The following is an 11,165-nucleotide window of genomic DNA, read 5'->3' on the forward strand; positions in this document are numbered from 1 at the left end:
GCGGCCACACCCCCGTCACGTCCCTCGCCGAGTACGTTTGCGTCTCCCCGAGGCACTGGCCAGCGGCAGCAGGGCCGCGGCCCTGCCACGTACTCCTCTGGGGCGATGCGAGTGATGGGCTCGAGAACGAGGGCGAGTAGCCCTTCCCGCTCGTGCTGGCCCAGCCGATCCTCGACATCGCGCAGCTGGGCAGGAAGATCGGTGACGACACCGTCCATCGCGTTGCGCTGCAGGAAGCCGCCGAACGCCTCGCAGACGCGTTGCCAGTCAACGCGGTGGTACCACGGCCCGTCCTTCCACAGTTCGTAGGAGCCGAAGACACCGGCGACGTCGTTCAGGCGCACCTCGCACCAGATCCGCTCCTCCTCCCGCTCCGTCACGCGGAGCCTTGCTGCCGCCTGTCGGCGGCCTGCTGGGCGGCCTGTTTGGCCTGGAGCCGCTTGCGGACCACGGTGCCTGGCCAGGTTCTTGTGGCCTGCGGCTCGATCCCGTCGGCGGCCATGGCGAGCGGGTACTGCAGGCGGGCGCGGTCGCCGGGCGGAGGGACGGTACTCCGCTGGTCGTAGCCGGTCGCGGGAACGTCCCAGACCTGGATGCGCCACCATGTGTCGTCGTGGTCCTCGAACAGGAAGTACTCGACCGCTTCGGGCGAGACGGCGGCCAGGCGATTCAAGTAGGCGTCGAACGTCGCCCGGCCGAAGTCCTGCGGGCTTCCCGGGGCGTCGTCGATCACGCCGCGCCCTACCACGGGATTGTCGGCGTCGCCGTAGTTCGTGATCCACGACCATGATCCGTCCAGGTCGTCCTTCGTCTGGATCACGAAGGCGTACTGGCTGCCTGGCGCGCTCATCCTCTGAGTCTGATCGGCCCTCTCGGCGTGCGCCACCGGTATGCGCGGGCTACTGGTCGGTGGGGAGCTTGGCGACCGCGGCCTCCAGGTCGCCGTGGGTGGGCAGGGTGTACCGCCGCGTGGTGTCCAGGCGAGCATGGCCCAACAGCTCGGCGACCACGACGATGTCCACGCCCTGGCGCAGCAGATTGGTGCCGAACGTGTGCCGCAGGGTGTGCGCGGAGGCGGCGGGCGCGCCGCTCTCGTCCACCAGGTCAGCCTCGGCCGCGAGCTCGTCGAGCAGCTGGTCGACGGCGCGGGCCGACAGCCGGCCGCCGCGGTAGCGGTTGAGGAACAGCGCCGGGCCGCCCGCGCCCGGCCACTCGCTGCGCTCGGCCTTCCACTCCTTGACGGCCTCGCGCACGGTGACATCCAGCAGGGGCACCTCGCGGGAGGTCTCGCCCTTGCCGTTGCGGACGATGACCTTGCCCTTGCGCGCGGAGAGCGGCACGTCGTCGACGTCCAGGGCGACGAGCTCGGCGACGCGCAGCCCGGAGTAGAACAGCAGCCGGCCGATGGCGCGGTCGCGGGCCAGCCGACGGACCTCCACCGCGCGCAGGAAGCGCTTCTGCTCGCGGGCGTCGAGCGCCTGGGGGGCGAGCTTGGGCGGGGTGTCGCGGCGGACCTGGACCGGGCCCAGGCCGCGGTGGGTGAAGAAATGGTCGAGCGCGGCCAGGTGCGCGTTGACGGTGTTGGCCTTCCGTTTGGCCACCGTCTTCAGGTGGGTCTTGTAGTCGCGTACGGCGAAGTCGCGGCCGTGCGCGTCGCTCAGCGGATCGGCGCCGTCGAGGTCGGCGGCGTCCAGCCAGGCCAGGAAGGAGCGGACCCGGGAGGCGTAGGCCCGGCGGGTGTCATCGTCCAAGGGCGCGCGTTCGAGCGCCGCGGTGTAGTCGTCGTGCACCGCGGTGAACGCGGCCGGCACCTCCTGGCGTCGCCCCACCGTCGCCCTCCCGCTGATATCAGAAGTGATTTCGGGTCCCAATCCTAGCCCCACTCTTGCGATATCAGAAGTTCCCGCCTAGCGTAAGTTCTGATATTGAGCAGTATCAGTAGTTGGAGGTGCGATGGAAAAGATCCGGATCACCCAGCCCGACTGGGACCTGGCCGACTGGGGTCCCGCCGACCTCACCGTCGAAGGGGTCGTCATGGCCCTCGAAGGTTGCGGCGACAACGAGTCCCCGATGGCCGTCGTCGACGCCTACGGGCGTGAGCTGCGGATCGTCGGCGTCCGCCGCCAGGGCTCCCGCGTCGAGATCGTCGTCTCCGCGGAAGGGGCGGGCTAGTGAGGACGTTCGCCGTCACCCGCCGGCCCCGCTACGAGGGCTACGACGACCTGCACGGCACCGCCAAGCTGGCCCCCGACGAGTTCCTCATCCTTATCGACGGCGCGGAGATCGGCGGCACCTACTGGTGCTCCTACAACCCGGCGGCCTCCGCCGGCTGGGGATCCAACGACGGCGGCCTGCCCGGCGAGTCGTGGGCCTCGTGGGGGCCGCGCGGTTTGTCGTGCGGCCACCCCACGCGGGAGGCCGCCGAGCACGCCCAGGTCCGTGAGTACGTCACCGATCCCGACGGTCACGACCGCCAGGCCGCGATGGCCCGCGCGGAGCAGCAGGCCGAACAGGCCCGGCGGCAGGCGGAGCGGGAAGCAGAGGATGAGCGTCGCGAGGCCGAACGGCGCCGCGAGCGCCTCGGTGATGACGAGCCCGGCCCGACCGTGTGGACGCTGCCGTCGTACCATGCCCTGTATGCCGACGCCGACGAGGTGGTGGCGGTGGCCGACTGGCTGGAGGCCAACGGCATCGAGGACGTCAGCGGGCAGCACGAAGTCCGCGTGGAGCAGCGCGCCACCCGCCGCGCGGCTGTCTACGAGGCCCCCCTCTGGGTCTGGAACGGCCGTAGCTCCACGACCACCGAGACCCGTGTCGTCACCCTCGTGACCGACCCGCCGACCATCACCGCCCCCGACCGCCCCGATCTCCACGAGGTGTTCGCCGAGCACTGGCCGGCCCGATTCCCCCTGATCGACTTCGGCCTCAGTATCGCCTGCGCCAAGTGCACCAGGGACGCCAAGGCCACCATTGCCGAGCAGATGGCGGCCTGGCCGTGCGCGGTCGTCGAGAAGGCCATCGCGGCCTGATCGTCTCCAAGTGGCAGACCTTGGTCACCCCGCGGCCGGGCCCGGCTGGTCACTCCAGCAGCACGGACACGTTATCCGCTCCACCTCTGCCGGGACGCGCCATCGGTTCCGGCAGAGCCGCCGGCGGCAGAGCGTCATCGTGTCGTTGACCAGCAGCTCGCCCACTTCCAGCGGAGCTCTGCGCCCGCACGGGCACACCCACTCCTCCGGGGTCTGCACCCCATCGGTCACCACCTGGCCATCGGCCGCCCTGCGCATGGTGAAGCTGGCGATCCTGAGGAAGTGGCCTTCTACCATCTCGGCGTGGACCTCGTGGCAGCGAGCGCAGCGTACGTGACGCAGCTCGGCACCGCGCGCTGTCCAGTTCAGAGCGATGTTCACCAGAGTCTTCAGCATCGCGTTCAACTCCTCGACGCGGTGGGACTGTGGGGCCCTGTCCGCGGTTGCCCGGCGCACGCTACGCCCGGCGTCTTGACCGAGGCCCTGGCCGGGTGGCGACAACACTGTGACCCGGAGCCGTCGTCCATGTGGTCTGACCAGCTCCGGAGTGCTTCCCGAAAACGATCCCGAAACTAGGAGGGCCCTCCCGCTTGAATTCAGGGATCGTTTTAGGGACGCTCGTGTGGAGTCCCCGAGATGAAGGGAACGACCTGATGGCCACGACCACCGCGGCAACCGCCACGGCCCAGGCCCTGGCGGCCCGGATCGCCGCCGACACCGCCACTCTGCGCGACCTGCTCAACCCTGACACCGAAGCCTTCGCCGACTTCGACGGCGACTACGCGGCAATCCTCGGCGAGATCGGCCCCGCCCTGGTGAACATCGACGACGCGGTCGCGAACATCGACCGGGTGGTCGAGGGAATCGCCGACGACGCCCACTCCGCGCACTGGGACAAGGCCGCCGACGCCGTCGCCGGCGCCAAGGAAGACATCCGCTGGTACGGCCACGACCTGACGCAGGCCGCCGAGCACGCCCGGCGCGGCCAGGAGGAGACGCAGCAGCAGATCGCCGCCGTCGTGCAGCAGGCCACGGCGGACACGCCCCTGAGCCCCGCACCGAGCCCCGCCGCGACGGCGGACACGCCGGTCGACCGGACCGACCCCGCCCCCGATCCGATGCCGACCGCGTACGTCGTCGGCTGGCTCCAGGCCCCCGAGGTCGCCCACGTCCGCCGGTACGCCACGACGGTGGCCGAACGCGCCCTGGCCGCCGACCAGCCCGACGCTCAGTGGCTCTACCTGCTCGAACTGCGCGACATCGTCCACCACCCGTGGAAGTACCCCGACCACCAGGAGCACGCGGACGCCCGCGAACACGTCCACCAGCTCCACGACACGCTCACCTACGACCAGCTGCACAGCCTGGACTGGCACCAGGTCGCCCAGTCCCTGATCGCCTGAACGGGCCGCGGACGATGGGCATGCACCGCTACCGCGTCGGCTACACCCGCACCCCGGCGGGCGCCCCCGACCGCCCCGGCAAGGACCTGAGCTCGGCCGGCTGCCACGAGATCGTCTCCGAGACCGTCGGCGTCCGCCAGGAGCGGCCCCGGCTGCTTGCCCTTCTCGACCGCCTGACCGCCGGCGACATCCTGGTCGTCCTGCGGCCCAGCCACCTGGCCGCCGACGCGCATGCGCTGCTGGCCCTGCTGGCCGCCGAGCTGGCCCCGCGCGGCATCGCCCTGGAGATCCTGTCCGGCGTGAGTGCCGGCGTGCACGAGCCCCGCGGGACGCGCGCCGAGATGGGCTTGTTCGCCACCGCCGCGCTGGCCGCGGAGCTGGAGCACGACCTGCGCAGCGAGCGCACCCACGAGGGCCTGGCCGTCGCCCGCGCCCACGGCCGCCTCGGAGGCCGCCCGCGCGCCCTGACCGACGACCAGCTCGCCGACGCCCGGGCCCGGCACGCCGGCGGGCAGCCCATCCCCGCCATCGCCCTCGCGCTCGGCGTCGGCCGCAGCACGCTCTATCGCGCGCTGGAAACCGCGCCGCCGCTCGACCAGGACGACGCGCCGGCGCCCTCCCCGCAACTCGCCGACGATGGCAGCGAGATCACCCCGGCTGAGGATCAACCGGAAGCCGAAGAGCGGCAAGCAGCCGACCGGCCGACGGGACGCCTGCGCAACGAATCGCGGCTGGGGCCGGACTGGGCCACCGACGAGGACGACGTTCTGTGGTGGCGGCGCGGGACCCGCGCCGGCAGCGTGGCCCCGGCCTGGCCCGGTCCCGGCTGGACCGCCCGCACCGCCCAGCACACCCCGATCGCCACCGGCGCCGGCAAGCGCGGCGCCTATCCCTCCAGGATCAAGGCGCTGGCCGCCGTGGCAGCCGACTTCGAGGCCCGCCGCCGCGCCCGCACCGTGCACGCCGACGTGGCACTCGACGGCGCGCCCGGCTGGCGGCTGAGGCAGACCCAAGCCGACCACGACCGTCACCGCTGGAACGTCGTCACCCCCACCAGCGACGTCGCCGGGACGGTGACCAAGGCCGGCTGGCACCACCAGGCGTGGGAGGCCACCGCCGGCGATCCGGCCAAGCGGCACCACGACCCCATCCCCATCGAGCCGATCGGGGACGAGCCCGGCCGCAGCAGCGCCGACGGGTACTGGCGCACCCGCACCGCGGCCGCGCTGGCGGTCGCGCGCTGGCACGACCCGGACCTCGATACGGGGCCCGGCCGTACGTCAGTAAGTCGCCACTGATTCACGTACAAGATCCCGACGCGAGAGGACGCGACCACGATGGGACGCAGACTGGACGAGGCCAGGGCCGAACTGCACGCCGCCCAGCGCCGCCTGCAGGTGGAAGAAGCCGAGCTGCTGGGGGACTCTGACGATGTGCAGAACGTGGTGGGCAGGCTGGAGGCCGAGGGGTTCGGGCCCGACGGGTACCCCCTGCTCAAGAACTCATAGCTGATCCACGAGAGCCCCCCGGCCCCCTTGAAACTGCGAAGGGCCGGGGGGCTCTCTTCGTGCGCGCTTCCCTGGAAAGGAAGACGGGTTCGGGACTTTTCACGCTCCCAGGCGCTGTCACGTCCCCGGCGCTGCAGATCGTGGAGAGCCCTGGTCAACGCGTTCCACGGTCATTGGGGGGAACAGCGACGCCCCTCACTGGCTGCGCATGTTCGGGCCCGAGGTGATCCGGACCGTGATGTCTCCATCTTCGGCATGGGTCACCTGCAAGGTGACGGCGTAACCGGCTTTCGCCAGGAGTTGGGCGAAGGCGATCGCCATGATGTTCACGACCTCCAGCAAGAAGCGTTGCGCCGGGTGATCACCGTCCACACCGACGGTCATCTCATCGAGCCTGGGACCCACGCTCCAGAACAGGCTGATCGAGTCGGCATGCCTGTTGAGGACGAACCCGCCGGTCTCATCGGTGGCGGGCTGGAACCCGGCAGTGGTCAGAAACTGGATGAGGTCATGTTCGATTTGCAGCAGATCCGCCTGTGGCATGTCCCACGACCCTTCGGCCCCCGTAGCTGACGGCGTATGGAGCCCATCTTCACCTGCCCGCCCGTGCTCCCGAAGGCAAACCGGTCTGCCCGGGTCGCCGGCCTCGGGTGCAATGGGAGAGGGGTTAGTTTCGGGACTTTCCGGACCCCTCTACGCGTACGCGCGCGAGGAGTGAGGGTTGCTGTTCACGCGTTCGCCCCCTGCTTCCGGAAGCAACCCCTCCTGCTTCCGGAAGCACCCCCGCTAGCACCCTGAACCACGTCCTGAACAGGTCGGTAGCAGGTAGCAGCCGGACGGGTGGACAACCCGGACCCCGGCCCGGGAGGCGCTTTACCGCCCCCTGCCAGGGTCTGCTTCCACCACGTCTGCAGGGTGATGATCGGAGCGCGGCTGGTCAGCCGCGGGGCGCTCCCTGGCCGGGGTGGTGATCGTGCAGTTCGCGCATGTAGTCGTACACGGCCTGTTCGGGAACGCGGAAGCTGCGACCCACGCGGATGGCGGGCAGCTCCCCGCTGTGGACCAGGCGGTAGACCGTCATCTTGGAGACCTGCATGAGCGTGGCCACCTCGAGCACCGTCAGGAAGTTCACCTCCGACAGCGGCCGCTCCCCCGCCGAAGACCGGGGCCTGGCGATGTGCCCGGCGATCACCCGGTCGATCTGTTCCTCGGTGATGTCGCCGGCGCGGGCCAGGTCGAGCAGGGCGGCTGCGGTCGAGGCGATGTCGTCGGCGCTCACTGACGGCGGAGCCGCACGCCGAAGCAGTCGTTCCGCGACTTGCTGCGCCGTCACCGAGCTCGTGCTCGCCATACAGCCAACGTAGCGGCCGGCGGCCAGATGTCCCACCCCCGCCGGGAAGGTCAGTGACACCTCGTACATGACCCCCACTTGGCCGCAGCCCACAGGATGGCCTGGGCATCACGCTGGGCCAGGTCGGTGGCCAGCCACGGCGAGCGCCCCTCCATCTCGCTGGTGTTGAGGAACTCCACCACGGTCCGCTCCCAGCAGTCTTCCGCCTTCGCCCAGCGACCCCGATGGACCTTGGTCACGAATGTCTCGACGAACCGCTCCCACTCCTCGTCCTGCTTGTGCAGCTGGGCCAGGGACCTCATCGCCGGCTCCCCGGCCGCCGGTTGGCCCGGGCCCGCTGCCGCAGCTCGGCGATGACCTCCGCCCGCGAGCGCCGGCGGCGCGCCTCGATCTGCCGGGTGGCCAGATAGCCCACGGTGCCGCCGACGAACGCCGGGATCGCCAGCCAGCCCACCAGGGACACCAGCCACGTCACCGGAGCCGAGCCCGCGTCCGTCGGCGAGGTGATGCCGATGAGCACCTCGTACGCCGTCGACCAGCCGATCAGCATCCCATCGACGACGAAGACCGCCAGACACGCCAGCACCACCCACAGGGCACGGGTGAGCAGCCAGTACTGGGTCTTGCTGAGCGCCGCCAGGGAGCGCACGTATCTGCGGCACCGCGCCGCCAGCGAAGCCCGCGGCGGCTCCGACCCAGCCGGTGTCATGCCTTGACGGTAGACGTTCCCGCACTCGATTCAAGAGGTGAAAGCGGGCTGTGGACGCAATCAGACATACGTTCTATAGTGCGCGTCTTTGCGCAGGTCGCGACCATATTTCGGTGATCATCTTCGGGTATGCTGGTGGGGCTGACGATGAATCATTGAACGCATGCGAAGGATGTGAACTTTCGTCCGATGCCCGCCATGGTCATACCCGCCGCCGACCTCCCCGAGGACGCCACCATGCCGCCGAAGGAACTGATGCAACTGGTCGGCGTGCGTGCCCGGGCCACCCTGTGGCACTGGGACCGCAAGGGGATCGGGCCGACGAAGTACGTCATCAACGCACGCACGATCCGCTACAGCCGCTCGGAGGTGCGGGCCTGGCTGCTGGACGGGGCCAAGCGCGTTCCCCGCGACCGTACGGCGAGGGCCGGCCTGGGCGGTGATGTCGCCTTGGCCTGATGCACCCGCGCGGGCCCGCGAACGCAGAAGGCCGCCCCGGGCAAGGGGGCGGCCATCGCGTCAAGGGCGGGGCCCGCATGAGGGGACCTGATCGTCACGCTGCTGCAACTTCTCTCTGCACGCCCAGCAGCGCCAACACCCTGAAAGGGATCTTAGCAAAATGGCTGAAGGCCAGCCTGGTTCATGCCGTCATGCCCGCAATCGCCGCCGCGCACGGCCCGCCGGGGAGGCGGCCTGATGGGCGAGTTGCCCGGCTGCGTCGAGGACACGCCGATGCCCGGCTGGGGACGTGACCACCTCAGCGCCAAGCAGCAGGCGCTGTCGCCGGCGTTGCGCTGGATCACGCTGCTGTACCAGCGGGCCGGCTGGGACGCCTCGCACGTGTCCGTCGCCCAGCGCGTCTTCCTGTCGGTCGCGTTCAAGCCCGCCGGGGTGCCCAAGAAGGACTGGCACACCGAGGGTCAGCTGGCCGCCGACCTCAACCTGTCGCGCACCACCGTCAACACGGTGCTGCAGGAGCTGGCCGATGAGGGGTGGATCGCCCAGCGGCCCCGTCCCGGCGGCCGCGGAAAGGAACGCTGGCTGACCTGGCCGCCGAGCGACTGCCTGACGCCCATCGACGGCCCGGAGCGGTGCGCGGCGCCGACCAAGACCGGGCAGCTGTGCATCCGCCGTGCCGGCTGGGGCACCGCGACGCCCGGCAGCGGACCGTGCAAGCTTCACCGGCCCGCCGACGCTTCGGCCGGCCGGGACGAAGCCGCCGAACCGGCACCCGGCGAGCACCCGGACGACGGGCAGGACGACGGGCAGGACGACGCCGGTGGTGTCCAACCGTTGAACACCACCGGCGAGGCGGCGACCTGTTCAACCATTGGCCAGGTCGCTGTTCAACCGTTGAACAGCGACCTGGCCAATGGTTGGACAGCACCGTCCAACCATTGGCCACAAGTGAATAAGGAGTGTCGTCAACAGAGTCATCAGTCAGTGAGCGCGCCCGCCCCGCCGCCGGAGGCTGAGCCGGAAGTCCCCCGGCCGCGCGCCGCGACCGACGAACGCGAAGGCGAACTCGAAGACCAGCACGCTGCGGCCCATACCGGGGTCACGGCGGCCGACGACATCAGCGACGGCGTCGGTGACGGCGTGGCCGGCGGCCTCGCCGAGCCCGTTTCGCCGCATCGTGCCCAGGCCGCGCAGATCCTGCGCGGCCTCTACCCGTGCTCACAGGCCGACGCCGAGGCGATGGTCGATCTCATCGGGCAGGGCAAGACCATCACCGACTGGCAGCGCTATCTCGCTGCCTGGACGCCCGACAGCTGGGCGCGCTGGCACGCGCGGGTGCGGTCCACGCCGCTGCCGCCGCCGGCTCGCGAGCGTCTCACCTTCCGGCCGCCGCGCGACCCCGGCGACTCCGACGACGTCGTCGGCGACGTGCTGCCGGTCGATGAGACGCTCGCCCGGCTGCGCGAGCAGATGGGCTGGACGCATCCGGCGCGCACTCCGACGTAGCGGCCCGCGAGCGCCCAGGACCCGGGTGCGCCGACCTTGTGGGACGGCGCACCCGGGTCTCCCACGTCGCGCTCGAACACGCTCACCGGCGCCGGGCGACACGCCCTGCCGGCAGCGTGCTGCGGTTGTCCGGACTCGACATGCTGGGGCCCATGGAGACGAATCCCCCCGCACACAGCAAGGGGCGCGAGCTTACCCAGACCGCCATCGAAGCGATCGTCAACCTCGTGCCGGCGGTGGGCAGCACCATCACGGTGCTGCTGATGGCAGGCCTCAACCACAAGCTCAACCAACGGCGCGAGCGCTGGCTCACCGAGCTCGCCGAGGCGGTCGAGGAACTGAGCCGGAGCCTGGACGGGTTCGACCCCGACGCGCTGGTGGACAACGACGCGTTCGTCGACGCGGTGATGACGGCGACCCAGACCGTGTTCCGCACCTCCCAGCAAGACAAGATCGAGGTGCTGCGCAACGCGGTCCTCAACTCCGCCATGCCGGGCGCCCCGGACCTGGACATCCAACAGCTGTTCTTCGACCTCATCGACCGGCTGACCCCGACCCACATGCGGCTGCTGGCGCTCCTGAACGACCCGCCGGGCTGGTTCGATCGGCATCCCGAGCTGACGCGCCCGACGTTCAGCCTGTCCTCCAACCGCGTCCAGCTGATCTCGGCGGCGCTGCCGGATCTCGGCGCGCAAGGGCAGGCGATCATCGAGCGGTTCTTCGCGCCGCTGGCCGACGGCGGCCTTGTCAACGGCAGCATCCACGGCATGATGACGGCCGCCGGAGCGTGGCAGCCGATGACGACCGACCACGCGAGCGCCTTCCTGGCGTTCATCCGAGACCCACGTTAGGGCTTCAGCTCCATTCAGCCCGGCGGCTGGAACGTCTTCGGTGCCCCGCCGTCCGGCGCGCATCCACACGCGCCTTCCCTCGCATATGCCCGGCCTCCTCATGATCCTGTGACCGACCTCGTAACGCCGCCGCTCACCCTGGAACTCCGAAACCACCCACCGTGAGAAGGCGACGATGAGACGACGACCACCGCGCAGGCGGGAACGACCACGACCCGACTGGACTGTCCTGGCGCGATTAGCGGCGGCCCTGGCCGACCTGGCGAGAACGATCCTCGCCACCCTGGAGTGACACGAGCAAGCCCGCCCGCCCCCCTGCAGGGCGGGCGGGCTTGCTCGTGGGACGGCC

The 11,165-nt window shown here is 70.6% G+C and carries 16 protein-coding genes; 8 read left to right on the top strand and 8 right to left on the bottom strand.

Features of this window, described 5'->3' with window-relative positions; genetic code table 11:
* From HD597_RS63565 to HD597_RS63575, 3 genes are all read right to left on the bottom strand, one after another.
* Nucleotides 1–380: hypothetical protein (locus HD597_RS63565; RefSeq protein ID WP_253760226.1), on the bottom strand; the 380-nt coding region annotated here is incomplete at its 3' end.
* Nucleotides 377–850: a hypothetical protein gene (locus HD597_RS63570; protein WP_253760228.1), complete on the bottom strand. Its 474-nt coding sequence runs from the start codon at nucleotides 848–850 to the stop codon at nucleotides 377–379. The genes HD597_RS63565 and HD597_RS63570, both read right to left, overlap by 4 nt.
* 49 nt (nucleotides 851–899) lie before the next feature.
* Nucleotides 900–1,829, bottom strand: coding sequence for a tyrosine-type recombinase/integrase (locus HD597_RS63575; protein ID WP_253760230.1), 930 nt, complete (start codon nucleotides 1,827–1,829; stop codon nucleotides 900–902).
* A gap of 124 nt (nucleotides 1,830–1,953) precedes the next feature.
* On the opposite strand from HD597_RS63575, the gene HD597_RS63580 reads away from it, so the two are divergent.
* Together HD597_RS63580 and HD597_RS63585 are read left to right on the top strand one after the other, a co-directional pair.
* Nucleotides 1,954–2,172 (top strand): hypothetical protein, encoded by a 219-nt coding sequence (locus tag HD597_RS63580; RefSeq protein ID WP_253760232.1) that lies wholly within the window; start codon nucleotides 1,954–1,956, stop codon nucleotides 2,170–2,172.
* Nucleotides 2,172–3,029: a hypothetical protein gene (locus tag HD597_RS63585; protein ID WP_253760234.1), complete on the top strand. Its 858-nt coding sequence runs from the start codon at nucleotides 2,172–2,174 to the stop codon at nucleotides 3,027–3,029. The genes HD597_RS63580 and HD597_RS63585 overlap by 1 nt, the downstream gene beginning before the upstream one ends.
* A gap of 24 nt (nucleotides 3,030–3,053) precedes the next feature.
* Here the strand turns inward: HD597_RS63585 and HD597_RS63590 are convergent, their stop codons facing one another.
* A complete protein-coding gene (locus tag HD597_RS63590; RefSeq protein ID WP_253760237.1) occupies nucleotides 3,054–3,425 on the bottom strand; it encodes a hypothetical protein in 372 nt (123 codons plus the stop codon).
* Between the two features lie 257 nt (nucleotides 3,426–3,682).
* Between HD597_RS63590 and HD597_RS63595 the strand changes: the two genes are divergently transcribed.
* Genes HD597_RS63595 through HD597_RS63605 form a run of 3 tightly spaced genes read left to right on the top strand, consistent with a single transcriptional unit; the run spans nucleotide 3,683 to nucleotide 5,940 of the window.
* A complete protein-coding gene (locus HD597_RS63595) occupies nucleotides 3,683–4,432 on the top strand; it encodes a hypothetical protein (RefSeq protein ID WP_253760240.1) in 750 nt (249 codons plus the stop codon).
* A 20-nt stretch (nucleotides 4,433–4,452) separates the two neighbouring features.
* Nucleotides 4,453–5,730 carry a recombinase family protein gene (locus HD597_RS63600; protein WP_253760244.1) on the top strand — a complete coding sequence of 426 codons (1,278 nt, stop codon included), beginning with the start codon at nucleotides 4,453–4,455 and terminating at the stop codon, nucleotides 5,728–5,730.
* 39 nt (nucleotides 5,731–5,769) lie between these two features.
* Complete coding sequence (locus HD597_RS63605) at nucleotides 5,770–5,940, top strand: hypothetical protein (RefSeq protein WP_253760246.1); 171 nt, start codon at nucleotides 5,770–5,772, stop codon at nucleotides 5,938–5,940.
* A 195-nt stretch (nucleotides 5,941–6,135) separates the two neighbouring features.
* On the opposite strand, the gene HD597_RS63610 is transcribed toward HD597_RS63605, so the two are convergent.
* The 4 genes from HD597_RS63610 to HD597_RS63625 all read right to left on the bottom strand — a co-directional run bounded on the left by HD597_RS63610 (nucleotide 6,136) and on the right by HD597_RS63625 (nucleotide 8,000).
* Complete coding sequence (locus tag HD597_RS63610) at nucleotides 6,136–6,483, bottom strand: hypothetical protein (protein ID WP_253760248.1); 348 nt, start codon at nucleotides 6,481–6,483, stop codon at nucleotides 6,136–6,138.
* Nucleotides 6,484–6,877: 394 nt separating this feature from the next.
* Complete coding sequence (locus tag HD597_RS63615; protein WP_425572313.1) at nucleotides 6,878–7,036, bottom strand: excisionase family DNA-binding protein; 159 nt, start codon at nucleotides 7,034–7,036, stop codon at nucleotides 6,878–6,880.
* Between the two features lie 305 nt (nucleotides 7,037–7,341).
* Nucleotides 7,342–7,593, bottom strand: a complete 252-nt coding sequence (locus HD597_RS63620; protein WP_253760250.1) for a DUF6313 family protein — start codon at nucleotides 7,591–7,593, stop codon at nucleotides 7,342–7,344.
* The gene (locus tag HD597_RS63625; protein ID WP_253760253.1) at nucleotides 7,590–8,000 is read right to left on the bottom strand and encodes a DUF6313 family protein; all 411 of its coding nucleotides are present in this window, start codon (nucleotides 7,998–8,000) and stop codon (nucleotides 7,590–7,592) included. The genes HD597_RS63620 and HD597_RS63625 overlap by 4 nt, the downstream gene beginning before the upstream one ends.
* A 189-nt stretch (nucleotides 8,001–8,189) precedes the next feature.
* Between HD597_RS63625 and HD597_RS63630 the strand changes: the two genes are divergently transcribed.
* The 3 genes from HD597_RS63630 (at nucleotide 8,190) to HD597_RS63640 (ending at nucleotide 10,816) form a co-directional block, all read left to right on the top strand.
* Nucleotides 8,190–8,459: a helix-turn-helix transcriptional regulator gene (locus HD597_RS63630; protein ID WP_253760256.1), complete on the top strand. Its 270-nt coding sequence runs from the start codon at nucleotides 8,190–8,192 to the stop codon at nucleotides 8,457–8,459.
* Nucleotides 8,460–8,696: 237 nt separating this feature from the next.
* Nucleotides 8,697–9,965, top strand: coding sequence for a helix-turn-helix domain-containing protein (locus tag HD597_RS63635; protein ID WP_253760259.1), 1,269 nt, complete (start codon nucleotides 8,697–8,699; stop codon nucleotides 9,963–9,965).
* A 125-nt stretch (nucleotides 9,966–10,090) separates the two neighbouring features.
* Nucleotides 10,091–10,816 (top strand): hypothetical protein, encoded by a 726-nt coding sequence (locus HD597_RS63640; protein ID WP_253760262.1) that lies wholly within the window; start codon nucleotides 10,091–10,093, stop codon nucleotides 10,814–10,816.
* The last annotated feature ends 349 nt before the right edge of the window (nucleotides 10,817–11,165 follow it).

It is taken from the genome of Nonomuraea thailandensis, assembly GCF_024172165.1.
Classification (GTDB): Bacteria; Actinomycetota; Actinomycetes; order Streptosporangiales; family Streptosporangiaceae; genus Nonomuraea; species Nonomuraea thailandensis.

Bases quoted from the DNA above. Each gene is read 5' to 3' on its own strand.
- HD597_RS63570 (WP_253760228.1), bottom strand. From the start codon at position 850: ATGAGCGCGCCAGGCAGCCAGTACGCCTTCGTGATCCAGACGAAGGAC.
- HD597_RS63580 (WP_253760232.1), top strand. From the start codon at position 1,954: ATGGAAAAGATCCGGATCACCCAGCCCGACTGGGACCTGGCCGACTGG.
- HD597_RS63590 (WP_253760237.1), bottom strand. From the start codon at position 3,425: ATGCTGAAGACTCTGGTGAACATCGCTCTGAACTGGACAGCGCGCGGT.
- HD597_RS63595 (WP_253760240.1), top strand. From the start codon at position 3,683: ATGGCCACGACCACCGCGGCAACCGCCACGGCCCAGGCCCTGGCGGCC.
- HD597_RS63600 (WP_253760244.1), top strand. From the start codon at position 4,453: ATGCACCGCTACCGCGTCGGCTACACCCGCACCCCGGCGGGCGCCCCC.
- HD597_RS63605 (WP_253760246.1), top strand. From the start codon at position 5,770: ATGGGACGCAGACTGGACGAGGCCAGGGCCGAACTGCACGCCGCCCAG.
- HD597_RS63610 (WP_253760248.1), bottom strand. From the start codon at position 6,483: ATGCCACAGGCGGATCTGCTGCAAATCGAACATGACCTCATCCAGTTT.
- HD597_RS63615 (WP_425572313.1), bottom strand. From the start codon at position 7,036: ATGCAGGTCTCCAAGATGACGGTCTACCGCCTGGTCCACAGCGGGGAG.
- HD597_RS63620 (WP_253760250.1), bottom strand. From the start codon at position 7,593: ATGAGGTCCCTGGCCCAGCTGCACAAGCAGGACGAGGAGTGGGAGCGG.
- HD597_RS63625 (WP_253760253.1), bottom strand. From the start codon at position 8,000: ATGACACCGGCTGGGTCGGAGCCGCCGCGGGCTTCGCTGGCGGCGCGG.
- HD597_RS63630 (WP_253760256.1), top strand. From the start codon at position 8,190: ATGCCCGCCATGGTCATACCCGCCGCCGACCTCCCCGAGGACGCCACC.
- HD597_RS63635 (WP_253760259.1), top strand. From the start codon at position 8,697: ATGGGCGAGTTGCCCGGCTGCGTCGAGGACACGCCGATGCCCGGCTGG.